Below are 25624 nucleotides of genomic sequence, written 5' to 3' on the forward strand. Positions count from 1 at the left end.
CCTGTTTTTCTATCTTTTAGCATGGAGACACACCGGCGTCGCATCTCCCGGCATGAAAAAGCGGCGGCAACGGTTTCCCGCTGCCGCCGCTTGCTATTCTGCGGTTACAAAGGCTCAGGTCGGCTTGAGCGCGGACCCAAGATCGAAATCCGCGATCTCCTTGGTCCGCCTGGAGCCGATCTTGGCCTGGTGATCGGTGGCCAACCAGACATAGACCGCCGGCAGCACGAACAGCGTGAACAGCGTGCCGATCGACATGCCGGCTACCACCACGAGGCCGATCGAGAACCGGCTGGCAGCGCCCGCGCCCGTGGCAGTCAGCAACGGGATCAGACCGGTGACCATCGCCGCCGTCGTCATCAGGATCGGACGCAGCCGGATGCGGGCAGCCATTTCGATCGCCGAACGCTTGTCGAGGCCTTCCTTGAGCTGCAGTTCGTTGGCGAACTCGACCATCAGGATGCCGTGCTTGGTGATCAGGCCGACCAGCGTCAGCAATCCAACCTGGGTGTAGATGTTGATGGTCGCCACGCCGAAGAACAGCGGGATCAGCGCACCGACGATCGCCATGGGAACGCTGATCATGATCACCAGCGGATCGCGCAGGCTTTCGAACTGCGCGGCCAGCACCAGGAAGATGATGATCAGCGCGAAGCCGAAGGTGATCGCGAGCTGATTGCCTTCCTGCACATATTGCCGGGAGTCGGCCAGATAATCGTGGCCAAAACCGGCAGGCATCTTCTTCGCTTCGCCCTCCAGGAAATCCACCGCCTGCCCAACCGTCACGCCCGGCATCGGCACCGCGGAGAAGGTCGCCGAATTGAGCTGGTTGTAATGCGTCAGCGCATTCGGATCGGTGGCGGTTTCGATCGACACAATGGTCGACAGCGGCACTAGCTGCCCGGTGTTGGTCGGGACGTAGTAACCGCCAAGCGATTCCGGCGACAGCCGCTTGTCACGCGACACCTGCGGGATCACTTGATACGAGCGTCCCTCGAGGTTGAAGCGGTTGACGTAATTGCCGCCCAACAGCGTCTGCAAGGTAGCGCCGACCTGCGACATGTTGATGCCGAGGTCGCTCGCCTTGGAGCGGTCGATCGAGACGCGAACCACCGGCTGATTGAATTCGAGGTCGCTGTCGGAGACGATGAACATACCACTCTTGCGTGCGGCATCCTTCAGCTTCGCCATCTGGTCATAGACGGCCTGGAAGCCGGCGGTCGAATTGATCACCATCTGTATCGGCAGGCCACCCGGTCCGCCCGGCAACGGCGGCAGGTTGAACGCAAACGCCTGGACGCCTTCGATCTTGCTGATCTCGGCCTGCACCAGCGGCTTCAGCGCTATCGAGGATCGCTCACGCTCGTCCCACGGCTTGAGCAGCATGCCGGCAATGCCGCCCTGCGGGCCGTTGATGCCGTTGAGGACAAAGCGCAGGTCCGTTTCCGGAAACTTGGCAAAAGCCTTGTCGAGCTTGTCGCCGTAGAAGTCGACATAATCGATGTTAGCGTATTTCGGCGCCTTGGTCACCGAGAACACGATGCCCTGGTCCTCCTCGGGCGCGAGCTCCTTGGAGGTGTTCATGTAGAGGAACCCGACCAGACCGAGGATCGTCAACGCGAACAAGCCGGTGATCGGACGATAGTCGAGCGAGCGGTCGAGCTGGCGGCCGTACCAGCGTGTCATCGAACCGAACACCCTGTTGACCAGCCTCGAGAACCGCCCCTCGTCCGCGCTCTTCAGGAGGACCGAGCACATCATCGGCGACAGCGTCAACGCGATCACGCCCGATACGATCACCGAGCCCGCCAGCGTGAAGGCGAATTCGCGGAACAGCGAACCGGTCAGGCCGCCGAGGAAGCCGATCGGGGCGTACACGGCGGCAAGTGTAATCGTCATGGAGATCACGGGGCCGACGATTTCGCGTGCGCCTTGCAGCGACGCCTGGACGGGCGTCTTTCCTTCCTCCAGATGGCGATGGATGTTCTCCACCACCACGATGGCGTCGTCGACCACGAGCCCGATCGCCAGCACCATTGCCAGCAGCGTCAGAAGATTGAAGCTGAATCCCATCATTAGCATCAGGCTGCAGACGCCGATCAGCGACAGCGGAATCGTCACCACGGGAATGATGACCGAGCGGAACGAGGCCAGGAACAGGAAGATCACGACCACCACGATCAGCACGGCCTCGATCAGCGTGTTCTTCACCTCGTCGATCGACGACTGAATGAACTTGGTGGAATCGTAGGCCACTTTCATTTTCATCGACGGCGGCAGGTTGCGTTCGATCTCCGGCATCAACGCGCGCACGCCCTTGACCAGCGTCAGCGGGTTGCCTTGCGGGGTCGCCTGCACGCCGATGAAGATCGCGCGCTCGCCGCTGAACGCGACGCTTGCGTCCGAGCTTTGCGCCGCAAGCTCGACGGTTGCGATATCCTCGATCCGCACGAAGCCGCCGTCCTTGGACTTGACGATCATCTTCTTGAACTGCTCGAGGTTCCGCAGGTCGGTATTAGTCTGGACGTTCGAGACGATAAAATAGCCCTTGGACTGACCGGCTGCTGCCTGGAAGTTGTTGGCGGCAATCGCCGCGGAAACGTCGCTCGGCGACACGCCGCGGCCCGCCATTCGTATCGGATCGAGCCACAGCCGCATCGCAAAGGTCTGGCCGCCGAGAATGTCGGCCGACGCCACACCATCGACCGTCGACAGCACCGGCTGCACCACGCGCGTCAGATAGTCTGAAATCGCCGACCCTGAGAGTTCTTCGCTGGAGAAGCCCAGATACATCACGGCCGTGGTTTGGCCAGTCGTCTTGGTTATGACCGGGTCGTTCGATTCCTTCGGGATCAGGTATTTGACCGAGTTTACCTTGGCGAGAACTTCGGTCAGCGCCTGGTTCGGATCGAAATTCAGCTTGATGTAGACCTGAATCGTGCTGGTGCCCTGCACCGACGAGGAGGTGATGTAGTCGACGCCCTCGGCGGAAGCGACCGCCTGCTCGATCGGCGTGGTGATGAAGCCTTGAATCAGGTTAGCCGACGCGCCCGGATATGAGGTGGTGATGTTGACCACCGTGTTCGACAGCTTCGGATATTGCCGGATCGGCAATACGCTGGCGGCGCGCAGACCGATCAGAAGGATCAGCAGGCTGACGACGACCGACAGGACCGGACGCTTGATGAAGATATCGGTGAAGGCCATCGCAAAGTCATCCCGCTGGGCTCAGCATTTCGGGGGCGCGGCCGAGCCACAAGACCGCCGCCCATCTTTCTTTCGCCGCGGCTCCTCAAGGGAGCCGCATCATGGATCAGTAGCGCGGCGGCTTCGCCGGAATCGCCGGCACCGGATCGTTCGAAATCGTCACGGCAGCTCCGGACTGGAGCTTGAGCTGGCCCACCGCCACGACGCGGTCGCCCTCCTTCAAGCCCTTCAGAACTTCGGCGCGGCCCTCGATGCGCTTTCCGGTCTGCACGAAGGTGCGTGTCGCGATCAGGCTGGTCTTGCCGTCCTCTTCCTTCTTTTCACTGAGGAGGTAGACGGAGTCGCCGTAGAGCGTGTAGTCGACCGCGGTTTCGGGCACGGTGACGACCGGCGGCTTGTCGGGCAGCACTACGGTGGTGGTCGCGAACATGCCCGGCTTGAGGATCTTGTCCGGATTCTGGATCGTCGCCTGCACGCGAATGTTGCGCGTGTCCGCCGCGATCTGCGGCTCGATGGTGGTGATCTTGCCCTCGAAGGTGCGGCCCGGATAGGCGTCGACCGCGATCCGAACGATCTGGCCGACCTTGAGCTGTCCGGAGTCCTTCTCCGTCACGGTGAAGTTCGCATACAGCATCGACAGATCAGTCAGCGAGACGATCTGCGTACCCGCAGTCAGATATTGCCCGACTTCGACCCTGCGCACGCCGAGTTCGCCATCGAACGGCGCCCGCACCAGCTTCTGCGAAATGATCGCTTCGGTCCTGGCGATGCCGGCGCTGGCCTGATCGAACACAGCCTGGGCGTTATCCACCGTCGCCTGTGGTCCGACCTGACGCTCGGCCAACTGCTTGGCGCGATCGAGCGAGAGCTGCGCCAACCGCTGCTGCGCCTTGTAGTTGGCGAGATCCGCCTGCTCGGGACCGTCGAACAACTGCACCAGTGGCGTGCCCTCCTTCACGCTGGCGCCCGCCGTAAACAGGATATCGGTGATGCGGCCGTTGACGTCGGAGGTCACGTTGACCTGGTGCACGGCAGCGAGATCGCCGACCGCAGTCAGAAGATTCGGAATCGTTTCGGACTTCGCCGTGGCGATGTTGACGCTGGTCGGCGGCGGCTTCATGGTCGCGAAGAACTGCGCGATCATCTTGCCGCGGAAGTAGTTGAACCAGACCAGGCCGCCAACCAGCAAGGCCAGCAGCGTTCCGACGATGATGAGCCACCGCACCATCCGGACGGGCCGCTTGTGCGGCTTTTCCGTTATCGGCTTTCCCGAAATCTTGTGTTCGGTCACGATATTCATGTCATGCACTTTCTGCAGTTACCGATTGTCCCGAATTCGGTGACAGCTCGCCGTCCAAATGAGAAGCAATTGCGGCTTCGGTAAGTCCGATGCCGCGCAGAATGAATTGACACAACTGCCGCTCCAGGTCGGCGGCGTTGCCGTAAGAAAGACAGGGCACCGGCGGAAGCCTCGTCAGCGCCGCCATCAGCACGGTGTGGTGCGCGAACCAGAAAAGGTTGAGCGGATCGCTGCCGATCCGCGCCGCGTCGCCGGCCGTTACAGCGCGCTCGATCGATGCCGTGAACACCGGCCCGATCAGGCCGGCGACCTTGTCGTAGAGCAAGCGCGCGAACTCGCCGTCATCGAGATGGCTCGTCGTCATCAGCCGCAGCCGCTGCGCTTCCTCCTGGTCCGAGCCGTCCGACACTTCCATGAAATGGCCAACCATGCCCTTGACCAGTTCAACCAGTGTGGCAGTTGAAGGCTGCTGGCCGAGCAGTTGCGCGAAATCCGGATCGGCCTCGCACTCCTCGGCGAGGATTTCGGCATAGAGCGCGGCCTTGGACGGGAAATGCTTGAACAACAGCCCTTCCGAAATGGCCGCAGCCGCCGCCACGCTCTTGGTCGTGGTGCCGGCAAAGCCGTGACGGGCAAAGCACCGCTTGGCGGCGCTCAAGATCAATTGCCGCCGCAAATCACTGGTCATGCGCAGGGTAGACATGCGGGCGTGAGTAATCACTCACCTTGACGAAGTCAAGGATACATTGCAGCGCACCAGGCGGATTCTGCCACCGGGTGGCGTCAAAGACACGGCCTCATCGCTTTGTTTGAGCACGAGTTTTCGGCAAATCGGGCTCTCGCGTTGCAGACTTATCCCGAATTGGTCGCAACCCCAAGGCGCTTGGATCAAGGCGCTTTCGATCACGGCGCCTGGATGGTGTGGGCTGAAAGCGCCGACTTGACGCTTTGAAAGCGGCGTCTAAGATAGTTGCAAATGCGACTAATTTGACGCCCGCTTACCCTTCCGTCTTCCAACGAGTGCGGCGAGCCATGAATCTGGATGCGCGCGAACTGGCGGCCACATTCGACCTCGAAAAGCTGACGCCGGAATTTTATGCCAACCCCTACCCGACCTATCGCGCGCTGCGCGAGAGCGAACCGATCAAACGGTTGCCGAATGGGTCGTACTTCCTGACCCGCTACGACGATCTGGTCGCGGCCTACAAGAACACCAAGGCGTTCTCGTCCGACAAGAAGAAGGAGTTCTCGCCGAAGTATGGCGACTCCCTGCTCTACGAGCACCACACCACGAGCCTCGTGTTCAACGATCCTCCCGCCCACACCCGCGTCCGCCGGCTGATCATGGGCGCATTATCGCCGCGCGCGATCGCCGGCATGGAGCCCGACCTGGTCCGGCTGGTCGACCGCCTGCTCGGCGCCATCGCCGCCAAGGGCAAGGTGGACCTGATCGACGATTTCGCTGCTGCCATTCCGATCGAAGTGATCGGCAATCTGCTCGATGTGCCGCAGAGCGAGCGCGATCCCTTGCGCGACTGGTCGCTGGCCATTCTCGGCGCGCTGGAGCCGGTGATCGGCCCGGACGCCTTCGCCCGCGGCAACAAGGCGGTCGAGGATTTCCTGGCGTATCTCGAAGGGCTGGTGGCGCGGCGACGGGCCAAGCCCGGCAATCCCGACCGCGACGTGCTGACGCGGCTCATTCAGGGCGAAGACAATGGCGAGCGGCTGACCGAAAAGGAGCTGCTGCACAACTGCATCTTCCTGCTCAATGCCGGCCACGAGACCACCACCAACCTGATCGGCAACGGGCTCGTCGCGTTACTGAACCACGCAGGCGAGAAACGCCGGCTGATTGAAAATCCCGATCTGATCAAAACCGCGATCGAGGAAATGCTGCGGTTCGAGAGCTCCAACCAGCTCGGCAACCGCATGACCGTCGAGCCGTTCGAACTCGGCGGCGTCGCGATGCCGGCGGGCACACCGGTGACGCTGTGCATCGGCGCCGCCAACCGCGACCCCGCCCAGTTCGCCGATCCCGAACGTTTCGACATCGGCCGCACGCCGAACCGGCATCTGGCCTTCGGCACCGGCGCGCATCAATGCGCCGGCATGGCGTTGGCGCGGCTCGAGGGCGCCATCGCGATCTCGCGTTTCCTCGCGCGCTTTCCGGATTATGCGCTCGACGGCGAACCGGTACGCGGCGGCCGCGTGCGCTTCCGTGGATTTCTGAGCGTGCCCTGCACGGTCAGCCAAGGCGCAGGCGAACTCAGTCCTGCGTCGTAAAATCGCAACGTAAGTCATAGCGGCGACGAACGATTCCTGCGCTTGCGCGTTGATGCTCTCGGGCGGCGAAGCGAGGGAGTGAGATCATGCTTTCGAGCGGCGCTCGCATCGCAGCATTTTTTCTTGGTGTCTCCGCGATAGCGGTGAGCACCGGCTCGTCTGCCCAACCAGGAAGAGGCCTTGGCCAAGGCGGCGGGGCGGCGCCCGCAGCCCGACCGGCTGCACCGCCACCGGCGATGGCCCGCCCAGCGGCGCCACCGGCGATGGCTCGCCCGGCGGCGCCTCCGGCCATGGCGCGACCCGCCGCTCCGGCGATCCGTGCAGCTCCCCCGCCTCAGCGTCCAGCAATGGCCCCACGCGCGGCGCCGCAAATCGCCGCACCGCCGCGAGCGGTCACACCGCGCGTTGCAGGGCCACGACCCGATATCCAGCGTGCCGCGCCGGCGCAGCGACCGGCCATGACGAGACCCGAGCCGCGCATCGCCGCACCATCGCGGCCGGGCGCATCTCCTGTCGTAGGCGCTCGACCGTCGCGACAGGAACAGATCGAAACGCGTGCGCAGCAGCGCGAGCAGCGCCTCCAGCAGCGGCAGCAAATGGTGCAGGAGCGGCAGCGTAACATGCTGTCGCGCCAGAGCACGGAGCGGCAGAGCCGCATCGATCGCTTGCAGCAGCGCGTCCAGCAATTGCAGTCGCAAAGGCCGGAAGGGCTGCGGGCGCAACGCGAACAGCAAAGATCGCTGCAAGCTCAAAACCGCCTGCTCCAGCGCGAGCAGCGCATCCAGGAACGTGACCAGGCACGCCTGCAGCGGCTTGGGCCACAGCCCTCGGCTGAACGATCCGCCTCTGCCGCGGCCATGCAGGCCGCCGCTCGCGGGCGATTTTCCGCGCAGTTCCGCAGCAATGATGCTCTGCAAGCCCGTGCGGCGCTGACCGCCCGGGAGAACCGCTGGGCTCCGCGGCACGCCTGGCGGCACGGCCATCGCGCCGCGTTCGTGGCCTGGCTCGGTCCGGTCTTCTGGCCTTACGCCTATTCCGACATCTTCAATTACACGTTCTGGCCTCACGCCTATGATCCCGGCTATTGGGCGTACGCCTACGACGACTTCGTCGATACGGTGTTTTGGGGTACGGACAGCCCGTATTCCGCCTACGCCAGATATCCTGATCCCGGGGCGGCGGTCACCGATTTCCGAGCGGGCAAGCGCGCAAGCGTGAGCCAGCAGACGCTTCGGCAGGTGTGCAGAGAACCGGACGAGGGCGTGACCGCCTGGCCGATTGCATCGATCGTGCGCGCCGTGCAGCCGACGCCCGAGCAGCGCGCCCTGCTCGACGAGTTGAAGGCCGCCGCAGCAAAGGCCGCCGACGTGTTCAAGGATACTTGCGCCGACTCCTTTGCCATGACGCCGCCCGGTCGCCTGCGGGCGATGACGAACCGCGTGACGGCTACGCTCGACGCGGTAAGGATCGTGCGTCCGGCGCTTGAACGGTTTTACAATTCGCTAAATGATGAGCAAAAAGCGCGTTTCAACGCACTCGGCCCGAACGTCGGCGACCGCTCGCAACAGCCGCAGCAGCAAGCAAATGCGCAAGCCGAGGCTTGCGGCGATCCGAAATCCAGCCTCACGCGGCTACCGATTGAGCGGATCGAGGCTGTCGTACGGCCGGCGGGCGAGCAAAAGGAGGCGCTTGACCGCTTGAGCGACGTGACCAAGAAGGCGGTTGCAGGGCTGCAAGCTGCCTGCCCGGACGACGTGCCGCTTACGCCGGTCGGCCGGCTGGACGCGATGGAGAAGCGGCTCAAGGCCATGCTCGAGGCAGCCGATTGGGTGCAGGAGGCGTTGGATAAGTTCTATGCCACGCTGAGCAACGAGCAGAAGGCGCGCTTCAATACAATGCCGCAGGTCGCAAGCCAGTGACCGAAAGATGCCAACCATCCTTCTTGATGAGGACTCGAATGAGGCAATCGCATTTCGTCACGCTGCTCGTCCGGCCGACATCCAGCCGGCGAGAGGCACGTTTGCGGCACGGTCGGACGTTCTTGATAGGTGCGTTGGGCGGGCTGGCGTGCATGCTTTTATCGCCTTCCGCCCTGCCCCAGGCGCCGCAAGGCGCAGAGGGCGTCTCAGGACAACAGGCGTTCAACAATGCCTGTCGGACGTGCCACATCATGAGAGAGGGCGACAATCGGCTGGGTCCCAACCTGCACAAGATTATTGGACGGAAAGCGGGATCGCTACCGGACTACGGGTTTTCCAGCGCCATGAAGGAGGCAGGATTCGTATGGGATGAGGAGAAGCTCGATCGCTTCATTGCCAACCCCGATGAGGTCGTGCCCGGCAACAGCATGAAGCCGTATGGCGGCCTCTCATCGAGCGAGGACAGAAAAAAGATCATCGCCTTCCTGGCTCAATCAAAGTAGCGCCACAGCCTGGGCTCTTTCGAGCAAAACGACCCGGTCACTGCGCTGCGCGCGCCAATGCCAAAGCGCGCTCCATCGCCTGCGCTACGATGACGGCAGAGCGCTCGTCGAGATGAACACCGTCGGCCCAGCGCAGCTCGCTTCGGTTCACTTCGATGGATAGCCATCGATTGGAATCCGGAAATGCGGCATGAATAATTTCCCGTGTGATCGCCGCATGCCGCGAGCCTTCGATCGGCTCGAAATAGGGTAGCTCGAACAGCAACACGCGCGCACCGCGTTGTTCCACGATCCGGATCAGCTCCCCAATCCGTTTCGCGTTAAGTCGCACCGCATCCGTCGGATCCTCCGCATTGAGTTGCTGCAGCGCGCGATCCGCATAGATCCGGTTGTCGAAATCGCTCGGCGGCTGCCCGACCAATCTGCGCAGCTCGAGCGCGACCTGCTCATGCGTCAGCGGCGTATGAAGCTGCTGCTCATAGGCAGCTACCGCGGCTCTGACCGGGCGAAAGAACAATGGCTCGGCATCGCCGCGTGAATAACGTTCGACCAGCGCAGCGTCGGTCTGACGGGCGAGAACATTCGCTTCGACTAGTATGAGCCCTGGAAGCTGCGGCTGGCTCGCAACGATCTCCAGCCCGGTGAGCGGCGAGCCGCCCGCAAGCGCCAGATTTCTCAACTTGGGCGTTGCAAAATATTCCTCCTTGAGGCGGAACGTGATCGAGCTGCCCAACAGCACGACATCAGGCAACGGCTCACGCAGGTAACGGCTGAGCGTAATCAGCGTGCCGTCCCGCGTCGTCGTCGCCGGCATTTGCAGCCCGCTGCCGAAGCGCACAGTAGCAAAGCCGCAAGCGGTCAAGACAATCGCCGCGCCGGCACCGCATTTTATCAACCACCGAACGGCAGACACGTCTTCCTCGCTCTTAGAGCGGGATGACTTTCTTCGAATCGTCATCCGCTCTCCTCTTTAATTTCAGCATGATCTTTTCGGAAAACCGGTTCCCACTTTTCCGGATCATGCTCTAGAACTGAAAGTAAATGAACGACGTTTCCGGGCCGGCTTCCAGATACATCAGCGCGGCCATCGCGCCGTAGAGATATGGCTCCGCCCAGCGAAGCCTTCCCTCGGACAGCGGACGAAGACCAAGATGCTGAATGATGACCGGCAGCGAATAGAGCAGCGCCAGATTGTAGAACAGCTTCGTCGGATTGGGATTCGTGTTCGGCGTAAACATGCCCGTGAGATAGCCGACCGCATGATCGAAGTTCGGCAATTTGAAGAAGATCCAGAGCATGGTGACGCAGACGAAAACGACGGTTATCCGGGCTGCTCGAAATACCGCAAAGTCGATCGATGCCAGACGCGCCAACAAGGGGCGTTCGAGCACCAGCAACAGGCCGTGCAACAGCCCCCAGATCAGATAGCTGAGGCCGGCGCCGTGCCAGAGGCCGCCCAGCCCCATCACGATCATCAAATTCAAATAAGTGCGCCATACGCCGTGACGATTGCCGCCGAGCGGGACGTAAAGATAGGTCCGCAGCCAGGTCGACAGCGAGATATGCCAGCGCGTCCAGAACTCGGAGAACGAGCTCGAGATATAGGGAAGATTGAAATTGATCGGCAAACGATAACCGAACAGCAGGGCTAGGCCGATCGCGATCGCGGAATAGCCGAAGAAGTCCGCATAAATCTGATAACTGTAGAGGAAAACCAGCAGCCAGCGATCCTGGGTCTGTAACGTCTCGTAGAGCGGGTAGCTCATGTGTGACGTCATTTCATTGAGGTTGTTGGCGACGTAGAGCTTGAAGAAAAACCCGATCAGGATCCATTTCGCGGCCTCGACGAACGGAATGTCCGCAACGTATTTCGGCTTGATCTGCGGCATGAACATTTCCGCGCGCGTGATCGGACCGGAAACGAGCTGCGGAAAGAAAATGATGTAGAGGAAGACGCCGGTCAGCGTCGGCGCCGCTCCCTTCTGCCGGGTCAAGTCGACCAAGAGGCTGATGTTGTGGAAGACGAAAAATGAAATGCCGATCGGCAGCGGCAGCTTCAGAAGAAAATCAAGCGGCGCGAAATCGACCAGGCTGGGTGACGCATCGATGAACAGCAGTTTGTACTTGAAGAACGCCAGCAGCGCGAGGTTGAAGGCAATGCCGGCCGGCAGCCAGAGCTGCCGGTTTCGCAACGCCAAGAGCAGGAAAAGATATGTTCCGAGAACCGCGACAGCCAACAGCGCCAGCAGTTCCGGTTGGCCATAGCCGTAGAAGAACAGGCTGGCGAAGACCAGCAGTTGGACCTGAAATGCTCGCAGCGCCGGAAGATAATACGCCGCAAATACGATCGCGACGAAAATGCCGAACTGCCATGATGTGAAAGTCATGCCGCCCCAACGGTGGTTGGGGAAGCTCTAGCATTTCGGCCCGGGAGGGCCTAGCCGGAACCCGGATGGGTCCGGAGCGGACGGCTCAATTCGGCCCTGATATCGGGAAGTTCTAGTTGCCCGCAGTGTTGAAGCGGGAAAGGTCGCAATCCCGTTCGGCATATCTCACGCGCCGCAGGCCCTCGCGGTCCTCGACCACGGTCGGCCGGCAGCGTTCCCTCCAGGCAGCCTGGGCGGCTTCATCGGCCTTGAGCTCTTCGGCGGTTCGAGGCGTAATCTTCACAACGCCGCTGCCGCCGACGTAGAAATTGGTTTGCTGGCTGGGAAGCAGCGGCGCGCCCGAGGCAATGGCCGCGGCCTTGGCATCCGCTGCGGCCCGCGCCGCGCGGGCGGCCTGAGCGGCATCTGCGGCATGGCCGTGGTCCATCGCAAATTGCGCGGATGCAGACGATACCGAAGCGACGACGATCGAGATTGCGATGAAGACGCGCATGGACACTGCCCCTTGATGAATGCGTCCGTCAGGAATGACCGACAAGCATTGAGGCGGCGTAAAGCTGTGTGACTAACCGGATCGCAATTTGATCGATAAAAGTTTAGCGGTCTGTCGGGCGCGCGTTATCAGCCATTCATCGAGGCGTAAGGCTTGCGAATTCTCCCCGCTCGCGGCGAGGAGAAGCGTGCTACTCGCTGCGGCCGAACTCGCAGCCCTTGCGGGCGTACACCAGGCGGACAACGCCTTCGTTATCATAGGTGCGCTTCGGCTTGCAGAACGCTTCCCACTTCTCGATGCTGGCGCGCCTTGCCTTTGCGTCTTCCTGATTCTGCGCCTCGCTGCGCACCGGATCATCCAGATAGGACGTCGTGCACACCCTGCCGTAGAACTTGCTGTAGGTGCAGCGTTCCACGACCTGCCAGGCCTGCGCCGATGTCGACAGCAGGGCCAGTGTTGCAATTGCGTAAAGGACTTTCATGTTGTCGCTCATCGCTCGAGGAGACTTTCTCCGTGCGACTAGCTAGCGCCGGAGATTATCGAGGCGCAACGGTAACCCTTTGTTAATCTAAATACCCGCGGAAAAGGTTAAATCTGGAACCGCTCGCTGTCTCTTCATGTGACGCTATCACAACCAGAACGCGCGCCAGTTCACATACGAGACAACATTGTCCGCCATTGAGACAGCGGAACAAGCGTTCTCGAGTGACGGCTGCTAGACCACCGTCCGATGCCGCGCGATGCAGGTCTGCAGGACCTCGTCCATCGGCCTTGCCCACCACTCGTTGGAGAAGATTTCGATCTCGGAATAGCCGGCAAAGCCCTGCGCCTCGACCGCTGATCGCACAGATGTGATGTCGATGACGCCGTCGCCCATCATGCCGCGGTCGTTGAGGATGTCTTTTGTTGGCACCAACCAGTCGCAGACGTGAAACGCCAGCAATCGATCTTTCCCCGCGCGCGCAATTTGCGGCATCAGTTCCGGGTCCCACCAGATGTGATAGACGTCGAGCGCAACGCCCAGCGCGCCGGTGCGCTGCGGATCGAGCTGATCGCAGATGTCCAGCGCCTGCTTCGTCGTGTTCACGCAGGCACGGTCGGCGGCGTAGGCCGGATGCAAAGGCTCGATCGCGAGCGGCATGTTGGCCTCTCTCGCATACTCCAGCATTTCCGCGATCGCGTCATGGACCTGCGTACGCGCAGCCGCAATGTCCTTCGAGGCCGCGCTTCCCGGCCGCGAATATTGCGGCAGGCCGCCGACGACCAGCACGATGCAGGGCGCGCCCAGCGCCTTGGCTTCGTCCACCGCGCGGCGGTTGTCGTCGCGCGCCTCGACGCGGCGCGCTGCGTCCGCCGTGAACATGCCGCCGCGGCAATAGCCGGACAATCCAAGGCCAGCGTCGCGCACGGCCCGCACTGCGCGCTCGAGGCCGATGGCCGCAACCTGGTCGCGCCAGGGATCGATGGCGCGGATGCCGTGGCGCGCACAGGCGTCGATGATGGCAACGAGGTCGCCCTGCTTGCGGACGGTCGCCGTGTTCAGCGACAGCCAGCGATGATCGCTCGAGAAATCACGCATCAGGGTTCGATGCCGCGCGTTGCCAGCACCGTCTTCATGCGCCGCGTTGCCAGTTCGGGGTTGGAGAGCAGCCCAGCTTTATCGGCAAGGCGAAACAGTTCGGCCAGATGCAGCGTCGAGCGCGTGCTCTCCTGCCCGCCGACCATGGTGAAATGATCCTGATGGCCGTTGAGATAGGCCATGAACACGATGCCGGTCTTGTAGAACCGCGTCGGCGCCTTGAAGATATGCCGCGACAGCGGCACCGTCGGCCCCAATACGTCATGGAAACCGGCCTGGTCGCCGGCAGCCAGCCGTGACAGCGCGTAGGACGCCGCCGGCGCGATGGCATCGAAGATGCCGAGCAGCGCATGCGAAAAGCCTTGCTCGTCGCCCGCGATCAGTTCGGCATAGTTGAAATCGTCGCCGGTATACATCTTCACCTTGGGATCAAGGCGACGGCGCATGTCGATCTCGCGCTGCTTGTCGAGCAGCGAGACTTTTACGCCATCGACCTTGGCGGCATTGGCGTTGATGATGGCAACCGCCGTATCCATCGCCGTGTCGAGATCGGCGGTGCCCCAGTAGCCCGATAGCGCCGGGTCGAACATGTCGCCGAGCCAGTGGATGATCACGGGCTCGCGAACCTGTGACAGCACCCGGTTGTAGACCTTTGCATAGTCGTCGGCGCTGCGGCCAAGCTTTGCCAATGCGCGTGACGCCATCAAGATGATGCGGCCACCGGCCTTTTCGACGGCCGCGATCTGCTCTTCATAGGCGCGGATCACGTCGTCGATCGATTTTGCGTCTTCCACTGCGAGGTGGTCGGTGCCGGCGCCGGAAAACACCAGCGCATTGCCCTTCGCTTTCGCAGCCTTCACCGAGCGCTGGATCAGTTCCAGCGAGGTCGGCCAATCCAGCCCCATGCCGCGCTGCGCGGTGTCCATCGCCTCGGCAACGCCAAGGCCGAGATCCCAGACATGCTCGCGGAACGCGATGGTGCGGTCCCAGTCGATGGCAGATGTCAGCCACGGGTCGTTGTCGGCGAGTGGGTCCGCCACGACATGGGCAGCAGAAAACGCCACGCGGTTGAGCGTGCCTTCAAGCTTCGCCGGAAACGTTCGCGATGCCGCCAGGCGATAATCCTCGATTTTGCGATCCGCCGTCGGCAGCTTCAGCGACAGCGACGACATCGGCAGGACTGGCTTGTTCATGCTTAAGCCTCCTCACACCTTGATCGGGGCAACGTCGATCCAGCGCCGCTCGCGCCAGCTCTGCAGCGCGCATTCGGCAAGCTGCACGCCCTTGGCGCCTTCCAGCAACGTGTATTTGTAGGGCGCGTCCTCGCAGACGTGGCGGATGAACATTTCCCACTGCTCCTTGAAGCCGTTGTCGTAGACAACGTTGTCGGGAACCTTCTGCCAGTCGGCATAGAAATCATGGGTGCGCTTCTCGTCCGGATTCCACACCGGCCGCGGCGTCGCCTGGCGCGCCTGGATCACGCAATCGGTCAGGCCCGCCACTGCCGAGCCGTGGGTGCCGTCGACCTGGAAGGTGACGAGGTCGTCGCGGTAGACCCGCGTCACCCAGCTCATGTTGATATGCGCGATCACGCCACCCTTGAGGCGGAACGTCGCATAGGCGGAATCATCGGCAGTCGCCGTGTACTTCTTGCCCTTTTCGTCGAAACGTTCGGGGATGTCGGTCGTGCCGAGGCAGGAGATGCTCTCCACATCGCCGAAGAGATTGTCGAGCACGTAGCGCCAGTGGCAGACCATGTCGAGGATGATGCCGCCGCCGTCCTCGCTGCGGTAATTCCACGACGGCCGCTGCGCTTCCTGCCAGCCGCCTTCAAACACCCAATAGCCGAACTCGCCGCGCACCGACAGCATGCGGCCGAAGAAGCCGGAATCGCGCAGGAAGGCGAGCTTCTTCAAGCCCGGCAGGAACAGCTTGTCCTGCACCGTGCCGTGCTTGATGCCCCTGGCCTTGGCGAGCTTCAGCACCTGGACCGCCTCCTCCAGGTTGGTCGCGATCGGCTTTTCGCAATAGACGTGCTTGCCCGCCTCGATCGCCTTGGTCAGCAGCGAGGGGCGCGCCTGCGTGGTCGCGGCGTCGAAGAAGATGGTGTCGTCCTTCGCGGCCAGCGCATTGTCGAGATCGGTCGACCAGCGCTCCACATTGAAGCGCTTCGCAAGACGCTCGACCTTGTCCGCATCGCGACCGATCAGGATCGGGTCCGGCAGCATGCGGTCGCCGTTCGACAGCAGCACGCCGCCCTGGTCGCGGATCGCGATGATGGAGCGGACCAAATGCTGGTTGAGTCCCATCCGGCCGGTCACGCCGTTCATGATCAGGCCGAGGCGTTTGGTCGTCATACTACTTTCTCCAAAGGAATTCTGGGCGAGGGCTGCGCGAGCGGCGACATCGCGGACCAGTCCGGATGCGTGGCCGTGGCGAAGCCAGGTGTGGTCAGCGATCCCGTCAGGAGGTCGCCGTCATGGATCGCGAGACGAATCTTATTGCCGTCGCGGGCGTAGAGATCGGGATGGCCCGCGAGAAACGCCTGCGCTTCCGCGGCAGGCGTGTCGCCAAAACCGTCCACATAATGGTGGCCGTTGCGCTCGGCATGGGTGACGCCGATCAGTGCACCGAGCGCGAGGTCCTGCTGCACGGCAAGGCCCGCCTGGCAGGTCAGGTCCTCGCCGGCGATGAAGCATTTCTCGCCGGCGGCATTCCATTTGGCCGCGCGCGTGGCGTTGATGACGGACTTATAGATGCCCTTGCAGGATTTCGAGGAGATGCCGCGATAGCCGAGCGCCCGCGCCACCGGGAAGGCGTCGTAGGAATCGTCCGCCTCGTCGATGATGAAATCGCACCGCGTGAGTGCGCCGAGCGGCGATTGGCGCGTGATGTCGCGTGGCATCGGCTGCTCGATATAGAGGAGCTTTTGCGCGATCGGCCGCAGCGCGGCATCGCGGTCGAGTTGCTCGACAAGCGCATTCAATGCAGTGAGGTCGGCGTACTGTTCATTGGCGTCGAGCGTGACGCGGTAATCGTACGACAGCGTCGCCAGTTCATTGCCGATCCGGATCAGCCGATCGGCATCATGCGCGGGGTCGCCGTTTAGCTTGAGCTTGAAGTAGCGCGCGCCGGCGTTTTCTCTGAAGTCGGCAACGCCGCCCTCGCCTTCGACCTTGTCGTCCATGCCGACCGTATGCCGGATCGCGACGCGCTCCAGCCGTTTTCGGCCTGCGAAAAAGCGCGACACGTCATCATCGCCGAGATCGCGCGAAAGGCGTGCATCCACGCCTGCGATGTTGTCGGCCATGCCGTCGAAGAAGCTGGTTCCCGTGCAACGCAGCAGCGCGTCGAGAACCGCCTTGTCGATCTCGGCCGGCCCGTAGGCTGCCGCCAGCGGCGGAATGTCTTCTCGCGCGCAGACGTCGATCTGCGCGCCGATGCAGGCCGCATGCAGGCCGAACGCAGTCTCGAAGCCGGAATGCGCCAGATAGATGCCTCGTGCGATCAGAAGCGAGCGCCGCAGCTCTTCGACTGTCTGCTCTGGCGCGAGATGCGGCCGCTTGTCGAACCATTTTGGCACCAAGAACTCGGCGCAGGCGCCGACAGCCCTGCCCTTGCCTTCGACTTCGATCTCGACGCGCACAAACGCCTGCGGGGTCGCGTTGATGACGACCGCGCCGAATCGGAACGGCCGGACGAAGGTGACCGGACGTTCGAAAAAGGAGATGTCTCGTACGGCCAAGCGTAACGGCATCGAGCCAGCTTTCAGTCCAGCGCGCTTTGCGTGAAAAAGTGCTTGCGGATCCGCTGCACCAGTTCGGTGAAGGCGGGATCGGCCATCGCGTCGAGCGAGCGCGGGCGCGGCAGCGGCACGTCGTAGATCGCGGCGATCGCGCCGGGCCGTTCGGTCATGACAAGCACGCGATCGGCCAGGAACACAGCTTCCGGAATCGAGTGCGTGATCAGCAGCACGGTTTTGCCGGTCTCGCGCTGGATGCGCATCAGCTCGACATTCATCTTCTCGCGCGTCATGGCATCGAGCGCGCCGAACGGCTCGTCCATCAGCATGATCTTAGGATCATGCACCAGCGCCCGGCAGATCGAAGCGCGTTGCTGCATGCCGCCCGACAATTGCCACGGCAGCTTCTTCTCGAACCCTTCGAGGCCGACCAGCTTCAACAGCGCTTTCGCCCGCGGCAGATACTCGTCGCGCGGCAATTTCTTCATGTCGATCGGCAACATCACGTTGGAGAGGATGTTGCGCCAGGGCAGCAGCAGCGCGTTCTGGAACACGATGCCGACATTGCCGTGCGGCTTTGTAACCTGCTCGCCTTCGACCAGAATCTCCCCCGTCGACGGCGCGAGCAGCCCGGAAATCATCTTCAACAGCGTGGACTTGCCGCAGCCGGACGGGCCGACGACGACAAAGAACTCGCCCTCGTTGATGTGGAAATCCAGCGGCCGCAGCGACGGCACGTCGCCGTCCCGCGAACGATAGGTTTTTGAGACGCCGGATAGCGTGATCCCGGACGCCGCGCCGCCGGCGCGATCCGATACCAGGCGCAGATGTGCGGCTGGTTGGTCGATCTCGGTTGGTTTGGTCGCAGGATTCATAAAGTTGAGTCCATCTAGAGAAGTCCTTTCCGCACCAGCTCGGGCTTCATCCTTCGAGACGGCGCTTCGCGCCTCCTCAGGATGAGGTTTGAGGCCCGAGGATGCGGTGCGAGACCCTCATGGTGAGGAGCGCGGCAACGCCGCGCGTCTCGAACCACGAGGCCTCAATTGCCCGATCGCACGCGTCGGCTCACGAACCGCCCTGCGGCAGGTAGTCGTTGGTATAAAACGCCTTCGGATTGTCCTTGGCCTTGGCATCCAACCCGCCATATTCGACCATCAGATTGACCGTGTCGGTCATGTTTTGGTCGGTCACCTGGAACGGCCGCTTGTTCTTGGTTTCAGCCGTACGGTAGAGCGGGATCGTCAGCTCAAAACCCTTCGTCAGCGTCTCGATCTTGCCGCCCTTCGGGTTGTCATCGAGGATCGACTGCGCCGCCCCCTTCGGATCTTTCTCGGCGGCTTCGACCGCTTTGGTCGTCGCCGACATGAAGCGCTTGACGAGATCGGCATTGGCCTTGACGAAATCGGTGTTGGCGACGACGCCCGAGCAGACCATGTTGATGCCGTAGTCGGCGAACTTGATCGCGTTGACGTCCTTACCCGTCGCGTCCTTGATCTTCATCGACTGGTCCATGACATAGCCGAGCAACAGATCAGCCTGGCCGTTGATGACGGCGTTGAGCTTGGTCTGGCCGTCGCCGGCCACCGTCTGGAAGTCGCTTTCCTTCAGGCCGGTCTTCTTCAAAAACAGCGGCCAGATCTGCGTCATCGAGTCCGCAGGCGTGATCGCCACCGTCTTGCCCTTGATGTCCTCGGGCTTCGTGATGTTCTTTTCGACAAAGCCCATCGCCGACATCGGGCTGGTCTGCAGCAGCACGCCGGTGGCCACGATCGGCGCACCCTTCACAGCCGCGCGCATCATGGTGGGCACGTCGACATAGCCGAAATTGGCAGTCTTGGCCGCAACGGCCTGCGTGGTCGCCGCCGAGCCGCGCCCTTCCTGTATCTCGAGATCGATGCCTTCGGCGGCATAAATGCCCTTGGCCTTGCCGTAATAGAACGGCGCGTGCTCGCCATAGACGTACCAATTCAGCATCAGCACGACCTTGTCGGCGGCCGATGCCGGAAGCACCGAAAGCGCGGTCCAGATCAGGGCGGCGGAGATCGCCGTTATCACGCGTATCATGGTCATCCTCCCGTTTGGTGATGCAGCCCTTGGATAGGCCGCCTGTTAGTTTGGCTTAGGAAGCAAAAACAATGTCCTCGCGCTGGCTGACATGCCAGGGAATCACGAAGCGTTCGATCCGATCGACGATCCAGAACAGGACGACGCCGAGCAGCGCCAGGATCACCAGCGCCGCAAACATCGTCGGCAGGTCGAAGGTGCCGATCGAGCGCTGCATCACGTAGCCGATGCCGGAATTGGAGCCGACGAACTCGCCGACGACGGCACCGACGACGGCAAGCGTCACCGAGACTTTCAGGCCGGAGAAGATCGCCGGCATCGCATGCGGCAGGTTGACGGCGCGAAACACCTGGAAGCGGCTGCCCTGCATCGCGCGGGCGAGATCGACCATGTCGGGATCGACCGATTTGAAACCCTGCACGGCGGAGACCACCACCGGGAAAAACCCGAGCAGAAACGCCGAGATCACCTTCGGGATGATGCCGAAGCCAAACCACACCACGAACAGCGGCGCGATCGCAATCTTCGGCACCGATTGGGAGAACACCAGCAGCGGATAGACATAGCTCTCCACCGTCTTCGATCCTGCGATCAGCATGGCGACGGGAATGCCGAACACGGCCGACAACAGGAAGCCGCATATGGTGGCGTAAGTGGTGGGCCAAGCCTGCCGCAGCAGTTCCGGCCAATCCGTCCGCAGCACCGCCACGACATCGCCCGGCGCCGGGATCTGGTAGGCCGGAATCTGGAACAGGCGAATGGTGACGTCCCACATCACCACGATGAACAGCAGAAACAAAAATGGCCGCACCCACGCCGCGTTCAGCGCTTTCGACACGCCACTCTCGCGCTTCAGCTCGGCCACGTTCCGCTCCCTGGTCATCGTCTTATGGGCGGGGGAAATTAACCCGTTGGATAAATACTGGCAAGCAGGTTTTTATGCGGCAATTTGGACTATCGCCGTCGTCCCGCGAACGTACCCTGGCGTATGAACCCCAGAACGCCGTCGCCCCTGCGAACGCAGCCACACAGGCGTCTGTTTTGCGAACGCTGGGGCCGCCGTCCCGGGCACGACAGTCAAGATCGGTGGTTATGGGTTCCTGCGTTCGCAGGAACGACGGTTAGACCGGCTGATGCGCCGGCGGCCGCACGCCAGATGTCGCAGGCTTGCCGAAATCCGCGGTCGATTTCCCCGTCAGCGCCGCCAGCACCAGCGCCACCATATGCGCCAGACGCTCGTCCCTCGCCTCCTTCTTCAGGAGGTCGCGGCCGAAGATCACGGAAAGCGTCGCGCTGTTGGAGAGATAGAAGAAGCACAGCGCGGCGATCGAGATATAGAGCTGGACGGGATCGACGGCGACGCGGAAATCGCCGCTTTCGACGCCGCGCGTCACCACGGTGCGGATCATCTCGACGAACGGCGAGTGCATCGACTTGACCTTGGTTGAGCGCTTCAGATGGCGCGCCTTTGCAAGGTTCTCGGTATTGAGCAGCGCCAAAAACTCCGGGTTGCGGAGGAAATAATTCCAGGTGAAATCGATCAGCCGTTCGATCGCCTCGGGCGGATCGAGGTGTTCGAGATCGAGCCCACGCTCCTCGGAACGGATCTTCTCATAGGCGCCTTCCAGCACCGCGAGGTAGAGGTCTTCCTTGTTGCCGACGTGGTAGTACAGCATGCGCTTGTTGGCGCCGGCGTTGGCCGCGATGCGATCGACGCGCGCGCCGGCCAGGCCATGGGCGGCGAATTCCTGCTTGGCGGCCTCGAGAATGCGAAGCCGCATCCCCTCGGGGTCGCGCTGCCATTTCTGAACGCGTTTTGCCTTTGCCAAATCAATCGCCCGTTGGTCGCGTCGGGCAAGCTGTAGCATGCAGGGAAGCGTTTGAGAATGAAGCTTGTTCACCCTCCCCCTCCAAGTAGGGTAAGCTTCAGTCGGGCTTCCCCGCCGAAGGCTGCACCAGCAGCGTGGGCACACCACATGTGCCGCTCCGTACCGTCATCACCTGCGTTCCGGGCTTGCGGCCGGTGCGGACTTCCGAGACGTCGACGCCGGCCTGGACAAGCCGCGCGCGGGTGGCGTCGATGTCGGTGACGCGCCAGCACAGGCCACGAAGCCTGTCTTGAAGTTTGTCCTGAAATTTGTCCCGCGACGTATCCGTCTCCTTGCCCGGCCGGTGCGTGACCTCGACGATGAGGTCGCCGCAGCGGAAGAACATCAGCCGGCCCCAATCGGGGTGCGAGCGGTCGAGCGCCATGTCGAGGCCGAGCCGCGCACCGTAGAGCGCTGCGGCCCGTTCCGGGTCCGACGTCGAGACCACGACGTGGTCCAGCGCCGTGATCGAGCCGGGCGTTGTTCTAACCGACAGCGGGCGCTCCTTGTCACGCTCGAGGAAAAACATGCGGACGCCGCGCGTGGCATCTGTTGCCGCGCGTGTGCGCTTCCACGACAGCACAGCGCCCGAGATCGCGTCGCGGCTTTCGACGTCGGCGATCACGTCCGGCTTCAGCGTCAGCCGGTCGAGTCTGCGATGCATTTTGGTGATGTCGCTGGTTCGGAAGCAGATGCTTGCGAGCCCCTCGCCTTGCGCGGCAAGCACGCTGCGAATCCGGTCGGCGTTGGCGCCGTCGCCGCTCGGCGCCATCAATTCCAGCGTGGTGTTGTCGAGCGTGAACAGCACGCGGTCGGCGCCGTCCCCGCTGTTCTGCCAGGCCGGTGCGCGGGCAAACAAGGTCTGGTATGCGGCGGAGGCTGCGTTGATGTCGCCGGTGAGAACGACGACGTGATCGAGGCCGGTGATCACGGAAAAAGTCCCCGGACGTTTTTGGCGGCGCGCACCTTCTCGACGCCGATCGCCATCGCCGCCGTGCGGTGCGGGATCTTGTCGGCTTTGGCCCGCTGCAGCATCTGGTCGAAGGCGCGATCGAGGATCGCGTAATCGCGCCGCGTCACTTCTTCTTCCTCCCAGAATAATTGCTGCAGGTCCTGCACCCACTCGAAGTAGCTGACGACCACGCCGCCGGAATTGCAGAGAATGTCGGGGATCAGGAACACTTCGCCCTGGCGCATTTCCAGCACCAGATCGGCTTCCGGCGTGGTCGGACCGTTGGCGCCCTCGGCCAGCACGCGGCACTTCAGGTTCTCGGCGACCCTGGCATCGATCACCCGCTCCATCGCCGCAGGCACCAGCACATCGCAGGGCAGCGTGAGGATTTGCTCGGGATCGAAAGTCAGCTCGTTGGAGAACCCGGCGATACTTCCATGCGCGCCCGCATGTCGCATCAATGCCGGAATATCCAGTCCCTTTGGATCATGCAGCGCGCCGGTGTGATCGCTGACCGCTATGATCTTCAGGCCATATTGTTGTAGTTCCAGCGCGGCATAGGAGCCGACATTGCCAAAGCCCTGGATCACGGCGGTCGCGCTGCCCGGATTGATCGATAGCTCCTTGAGCACCCGCTTGGCGAGATAGGCCACGCCGCGCCCGGTTGCTTCGCGCCGGCCGAGCGTACCGCCGGATGAGACCGGCTTGCCGGTCACGATCTCGGTCACGGTTTGGCCCTGGTACATCGAATAGGTGTCCATGAACCAGGCCATCACCTGCTCGTTGGTGCCCATGTCCGGCGCCATCACGTCGGTATGCGGACCAACGAACGGGATCATCTCCTGCATGTAACGCCGCGACAGCCCTTCCAACTCGCGCTTGGAAATGGTGGAGAGGTCGACATTGACGCCGCCCTTGGCACCGCCATAGGGCAAACCGACAAGGGCACACTTCCAGCTCATCCAGATCGCGAGCGCCGCGACCTCGCCGATGTCGACAGAGGGTGCAAACCGCGTGCCGCCTTTGGTCGGACCGAGGGTGAGATGGTGCTGGACACGATAGCCTTCGAATACTGCGACCGTGCCGTCGTCGCGGTGGATCGGGCAAGAGACAGTAACCGCCCGCTTCGGCATCAGGATGCGGCCGCGCTCATCCATCGGGATTTCCAGATGGTTGGCTATGACGCCAAACTGATTAACGGCCATGTCGAACACGGGACCGGAATAAACCGTCATCATTTTCTCCACTTTTGTCGCGCTGCTGGGGAAACCCGGGCAGCCGTCAGCCGTTATACGACGGTATGCCCAAGCCCCCCTTAAGGACGGTCGCAGTCTCCTCTATACTCCGATCTCAAGCAGCAAAGACGGCACGGTTGCGAATAATTTCAGCGAATGCATCCGATAACCAGTGCTAATGTGTGTGCGCCGCGCTGGGAGCATCTTCGCCCAACACTCTGCAGGATATGACGGAAAACGCATGCAGGCCCTCTTCATCGGACAGACCTATATCGATGTTACCTTCATCACCGACCACATGCCGACCGGCGACGAAAAACATGTGGCCTCGGCCTACGCGGTGTCGTTTGGCGGCAACGCCGTGACGGCGGCGTTCTGCTGCGCCAAGCTTGGGATCGTGCCGGACCTGATCGCGACCATGGCCAACGACTGGCTCGGCCGCATGTTTCAGGACATGGCCGCGAAATATGGAATCTCGATCCATCCGCGCAAGGTCAACTCCTCGTCGCTGTCGTTCATCATGCCGAAAGACGGCAAACGCGCCATCGTACGCTGCCGCGACGACGAGCACATTCATCCCTTCCCGATGTTGAACTTGAAGGGTTGCCGCGCGCTGCATGTCGACGGCCATCAGCCGGACGCTGCAATCCATTATGCCAAACTCTGCCGCGAGGACGGCATTCTGACATCGCTCGACGGCGGCGGCCTGCGCACCAATACCCATGAGTTGCTGGAATTCATCGATGTCGCCATCGTGGCCGAACGGCTGTGCGAACAGATGGACAAGACGCCGGAGGCCATGCTGGATTATCTGAAGAGCCGCGGATGCCGGATCGGCGGCGTCACCATGGGCGAAAAGGGCCTGCTCTGGTATGACGAGACCGGCGCCGTCCGCCGCCTTCCCGCACTTCCGGTTACACCCGAACGCGTTATTGATACCAACGGCGCAGGCGACGTCTTCCACGGCGCCTATGTCTATTCCTATCTCGCCAATCCCGCTAAAAGCTGGCAGGAGCATTTCGAGCTTGCGCGCGCCGCCTCAACCTTCAAGGTCCAGCGTCTCGGCAACGAGGCCGGCCTGCCGACGCTCGCCGACATCGAGGCGATCACGCGGGAGTTTCAGGTCAGCGCCTGAAGAAGCGAACAGGGGTTAGTACGCATGGGGCGCGTGTTCGTCGCCGGCAGCATCAACATGGATGTGGTGGCGACGGCCGACCGCCATCCGAAGGTCGGCGAGACCGTCGCAGGCCAAGCGGTGCATTATTTTCCAGGCGGCAAGGGCGCCAACCAGGCCGTGGCCGCCGCAAAACTCGGCGCACCGTCAACGCTGATCGGCCGGCTGGGCGCGGATGCGTTCGGCCAGCAATTGCGGCAGTTTCTCTCCGCCCAAGGCGTCGACCTCGCTCTGGTCAAGGACACTGCGAATGTCCATACCGGAACGGCCGTGATCACCATCGCCGACGCCGACAACACCATCGTCGTCGTACCCGGCGCCAACGCGCTGGTCAGTGCCGGGGATGTCACAGCCCCCGTGCTTGCCAAAGGCGACGTTGCCGTAAGTCAGTTCGAAATTCCGCAAACCACGATCATCGCCTTCTTCAAACGGGCACGCGCGGCCGGCGCGACCACCATCCTCAATCCGGCGCCGGCGACCGTCTGCAGCCACGAGTTGCTCGATCTCGTCGATATCCTTGTTCTCAACGAAACGGAGCTCGGGCTTCTCGCGCAGATCGAGCTTCACGACACTGACGACCCCATCTGTTTCGTCGAAGCGGCGCGGCGCCTGCCAACGGGCCTCGACAAAACCATCTGCGTTACACTCGGCAAGCGCGGCGTGCTCGCGCTTGTAGGCGGCGAACCCTCGCTGATTTCGGGACGGGCCGTAAAGGCCGTGGACACCACCGGCGCCGGCGATTGCTTCGTCGGCGCCCTCGCCGCGCAGCTTGCCAACGGCAAGGCAATCCACGACGCGCTCGAATACGCCAATGCCGCCGCATCGATCTGCGTGCAGCGAATGGGCGCCGCACCGTCGATGCCGACGGCGGCGGAAGTGACGGCGGTTTTGCGTTCGTAGCCTGACTTCGTAGGGTGG

Annotated in this window: 22 protein-coding genes; 5 read left to right on the forward strand and 17 right to left on the reverse strand. The window is 62.4% G+C overall.

The annotated features are described in order from the left end of the window. Positions 1-114: 114 nt before the first annotated feature. The 3 genes from YUO_RS0127085 to YUO_RS0127095 all read right to left on the reverse strand — a co-directional run bounded on the left by YUO_RS0127085 (position 115) and on the right by YUO_RS0127095 (position 5210). Positions 115-3207 carry a MexW/MexI family multidrug efflux RND transporter permease subunit gene (locus YUO_RS0127085; RefSeq protein ID WP_028350086.1) on the reverse strand — a complete coding sequence of 1031 codons (3093 nt, stop codon included), beginning with the start codon at positions 3205-3207 and terminating at the stop codon, positions 115-117. Between the two features lie 106 nt (positions 3208-3313). Continuing rightward, positions 3314-4507: an efflux RND transporter periplasmic adaptor subunit gene (locus tag YUO_RS0127090; protein WP_028350087.1), complete on the reverse strand. Its 1194-nt coding sequence runs from the start codon at positions 4505-4507 to the stop codon at positions 3314-3316. 1 nt (position 4508) lies between these two features. Beyond that, positions 4509-5210 (reverse strand): TetR/AcrR family transcriptional regulator, encoded by a 702-nt coding sequence (locus tag YUO_RS0127095; RefSeq protein WP_028350088.1) that lies wholly within the window; start codon positions 5208-5210, stop codon positions 4509-4511. Between the two features lie 329 nt (positions 5211-5539). On the opposite strand from YUO_RS0127095, the gene YUO_RS0127100 reads away from it, so the two are divergent. From YUO_RS0127100 to YUO_RS0127110, 3 genes are all read left to right on the forward strand, one after another. Continuing rightward, entirely contained in the window at positions 5540-6790 is a 1251-nt protein-coding gene (locus YUO_RS0127100) for a cytochrome P450 (RefSeq protein WP_028350089.1), read from the forward strand. Positions 6791-7248: 458 nt separating this feature from the next. Further along, positions 7249-8709, forward strand: a complete 1461-nt coding sequence (locus tag YUO_RS0127105) for a Spy/CpxP family protein refolding chaperone (RefSeq protein WP_235782842.1) — start codon at positions 7249-7251, stop codon at positions 8707-8709. Between the two features lie 152 nt (positions 8710-8861). After that, the gene (locus YUO_RS0127110; RefSeq protein WP_156908793.1) at positions 8862-9212 is read left to right on the forward strand and encodes a c-type cytochrome; all 351 of its coding nucleotides are present in this window, start codon (positions 8862-8864) and stop codon (positions 9210-9212) included. Between the two features lie 37 nt (positions 9213-9249). Here YUO_RS0127110 and YUO_RS0127115 read toward each other — a convergent pair whose 3' ends face one another. The 14 genes from YUO_RS0127115 to YUO_RS0127185 all read right to left on the reverse strand — a co-directional run bounded on the left by YUO_RS0127115 (position 9250) and on the right by YUO_RS0127185 (position 23532). Further along, a complete protein-coding gene (locus tag YUO_RS0127115) occupies positions 9250-10125 on the reverse strand; it encodes a hypothetical protein (RefSeq protein WP_156908786.1) in 876 nt (291 codons plus the stop codon). A gap of 112 nt (positions 10126-10237) precedes the next feature. Further along, positions 10238-11599, reverse strand: a complete 1362-nt coding sequence (locus YUO_RS0127125) for an MBOAT family O-acyltransferase (protein WP_028350093.1) — start codon at positions 11597-11599, stop codon at positions 10238-10240. Between the two features lie 112 nt (positions 11600-11711). Next, a complete protein-coding gene (locus YUO_RS0127130) occupies positions 11712-12092 on the reverse strand; it encodes a hypothetical protein (RefSeq protein WP_028350094.1) in 381 nt (126 codons plus the stop codon). Positions 12093-12282: 190 nt separating this feature from the next. Next, complete coding sequence (locus YUO_RS0127135; RefSeq protein WP_156908787.1) at positions 12283-12573, reverse strand: hypothetical protein; 291 nt, start codon at positions 12571-12573, stop codon at positions 12283-12285. 234 nt (positions 12574-12807) lie between these two features. Continuing rightward, positions 12808-13671, reverse strand: a complete 864-nt coding sequence (locus tag YUO_RS0127140) for a sugar phosphate isomerase/epimerase family protein (RefSeq protein ID WP_028350096.1) — start codon at positions 13669-13671, stop codon at positions 12808-12810. Continuing rightward, entirely contained in the window at positions 13671-14864 is a 1194-nt protein-coding gene (locus YUO_RS0127145; protein ID WP_028350097.1) for a dihydrodipicolinate synthase family protein, read from the reverse strand. The genes YUO_RS0127140 and YUO_RS0127145 overlap by 1 nt, the downstream gene beginning before the upstream one ends. A 12-nt stretch (positions 14865-14876) precedes the next feature. Further along, the gene (locus YUO_RS0127150; protein ID WP_028350098.1) at positions 14877-16028 is read right to left on the reverse strand and encodes a Gfo/Idh/MocA family protein; all 1152 of its coding nucleotides are present in this window, start codon (positions 16026-16028) and stop codon (positions 14877-14879) included. Continuing rightward, complete coding sequence (locus YUO_RS0127155) at positions 16025-17428, reverse strand: enolase-like domain-containing protein (protein ID WP_028350099.1); 1404 nt, start codon at positions 17426-17428, stop codon at positions 16025-16027. Before YUO_RS0127155 ends, YUO_RS0127150 begins: the two co-directional genes overlap by 4 nt. 11 nt (positions 17429-17439) lie before the next feature. Next, entirely contained in the window at positions 17440-18288 is an 849-nt protein-coding gene (locus YUO_RS0127160; RefSeq protein ID WP_028350100.1) for an ABC transporter ATP-binding protein, read from the reverse strand. Positions 18289-18478: 190 nt separating this feature from the next. Then, positions 18479-19477 carry an ABC transporter substrate-binding protein gene (locus YUO_RS0127165; protein ID WP_028350101.1) on the reverse strand — a complete coding sequence of 333 codons (999 nt, stop codon included), beginning with the start codon at positions 19475-19477 and terminating at the stop codon, positions 18479-18481. A 55-nt stretch (positions 19478-19532) separates the two neighbouring features. Then, positions 19533-20342, reverse strand: coding sequence for an ABC transporter permease (locus YUO_RS0127170; RefSeq protein ID WP_028350102.1), 810 nt, complete (start codon positions 20340-20342; stop codon positions 19533-19535). 256 nt (positions 20343-20598) lie between these two features. Then, entirely contained in the window at positions 20599-21306 is a 708-nt protein-coding gene (locus YUO_RS0127175; RefSeq protein ID WP_198028104.1) for a TetR/AcrR family transcriptional regulator, read from the reverse strand. Positions 21307-21403: 97 nt separating this feature from the next. Beyond that, positions 21404-22276 carry a VOC family protein gene (locus YUO_RS0127180; protein ID WP_028350104.1) on the reverse strand — a complete coding sequence of 291 codons (873 nt, stop codon included), beginning with the start codon at positions 22274-22276 and terminating at the stop codon, positions 21404-21406. Beyond that, on the reverse strand, positions 22273-23532 hold the full coding sequence (locus YUO_RS0127185) for a Glu/Leu/Phe/Val family dehydrogenase (protein ID WP_028350105.1): 1260 nt from the start codon (positions 23530-23532) through the stop codon (positions 22273-22275). Before YUO_RS0127185 ends, YUO_RS0127180 begins: the two co-directional genes overlap by 4 nt. A gap of 241 nt (positions 23533-23773) precedes the next feature. On the opposite strand from YUO_RS0127185, the gene YUO_RS0127190 reads away from it, so the two are divergent. After that, complete coding sequence (locus YUO_RS0127190) at positions 23774-24667, forward strand: sugar kinase (RefSeq protein WP_028350106.1); 894 nt, start codon at positions 23774-23776, stop codon at positions 24665-24667. Positions 24668-24691: 24 nt separating this feature from the next. Continuing rightward, complete coding sequence (gene rbsK / locus YUO_RS0127195) at positions 24692-25606, forward strand: ribokinase (RefSeq protein ID WP_028350107.1); 915 nt, start codon at positions 24692-24694, stop codon at positions 25604-25606. Positions 25607-25624: the final 18 nt, after the last annotated feature.

The organism is Bradyrhizobium murdochi (assembly GCF_000472965.1).
Lineage (GTDB): Bacteria > Pseudomonadota > Alphaproteobacteria > Rhizobiales > Xanthobacteraceae > Bradyrhizobium > Bradyrhizobium murdochi.

Excerpts from the sequence above, each read along its gene's own strand:
- YUO_RS0127110 (WP_156908793.1), top strand. The coding sequence starts at position 8,862 with ATGCTTTTATCGCCTTCCGCCCTGCCCCAGGCGCCGCAAGGCGCAGAG.
- YUO_RS0127150 (WP_028350098.1), bottom strand. The coding sequence starts at position 16,028 with ATGACGACCAAACGCCTCGGCCTGATCATGAACGGCGTGACCGGCCGG.
- rbsK (WP_028350107.1), top strand. The coding sequence starts at position 24,692 with ATGGGGCGCGTGTTCGTCGCCGGCAGCATCAACATGGATGTGGTGGCG.
- YUO_RS0127155 (WP_028350099.1), bottom strand. The coding sequence starts at position 17,428 with ATGCCGTTACGCTTGGCCGTACGAGACATCTCCTTTTTCGAACGTCCG.
- YUO_RS0127190 (WP_028350106.1), top strand. The coding sequence starts at position 23,774 with ATGCAGGCCCTCTTCATCGGACAGACCTATATCGATGTTACCTTCATC.
- YUO_RS0127095 (WP_028350088.1), bottom strand. The coding sequence starts at position 5,210 with ATGTCTACCCTGCGCATGACCAGTGATTTGCGGCGGCAATTGATCTTG.
- YUO_RS0127145 (WP_028350097.1), bottom strand. The coding sequence starts at position 14,864 with ATGAACAAGCCAGTCCTGCCGATGTCGTCGCTGTCGCTGAAGCTGCCG.
- YUO_RS0127105 (WP_235782842.1), top strand. The coding sequence starts at position 7,249 with ATGACGAGACCCGAGCCGCGCATCGCCGCACCATCGCGGCCGGGCGCA.
- YUO_RS0127140 (WP_028350096.1), bottom strand. The coding sequence starts at position 13,671 with ATGCGTGATTTCTCGAGCGATCATCGCTGGCTGTCGCTGAACACGGCG.
- YUO_RS0127100 (WP_028350089.1), top strand. The coding sequence starts at position 5,540 with ATGAATCTGGATGCGCGCGAACTGGCGGCCACATTCGACCTCGAAAAG.
- YUO_RS0127125 (WP_028350093.1), bottom strand. The coding sequence starts at position 11,599 with ATGACTTTCACATCATGGCAGTTCGGCATTTTCGTCGCGATCGTATTT.
- YUO_RS0127135 (WP_156908787.1), bottom strand. The coding sequence starts at position 12,573 with ATGAAAGTCCTTTACGCAATTGCAACACTGGCCCTGCTGTCGACATCG.
- YUO_RS0127160 (WP_028350100.1), bottom strand. The coding sequence starts at position 18,288 with ATGAATCCTGCGACCAAACCAACCGAGATCGACCAACCAGCCGCACAT.
- YUO_RS0127165 (WP_028350101.1), bottom strand. The coding sequence starts at position 19,477 with ATGATACGCGTGATAACGGCGATCTCCGCCGCCCTGATCTGGACCGCG.
- YUO_RS0127085 (WP_028350086.1), bottom strand. The coding sequence starts at position 3,207 with ATGGCCTTCACCGATATCTTCATCAAGCGTCCGGTCCTGTCGGTCGTC.
- YUO_RS0127185 (WP_028350105.1), bottom strand. The coding sequence starts at position 23,532 with ATGACGGTTTATTCCGGTCCCGTGTTCGACATGGCCGTTAATCAGTTT.
- YUO_RS0127130 (WP_028350094.1), bottom strand. The coding sequence starts at position 12,092 with ATGCGCGTCTTCATCGCAATCTCGATCGTCGTCGCTTCGGTATCGTCT.
- YUO_RS0127090 (WP_028350087.1), bottom strand. The coding sequence starts at position 4,507 with ATGAATATCGTGACCGAACACAAGATTTCGGGAAAGCCGATAACGGAA.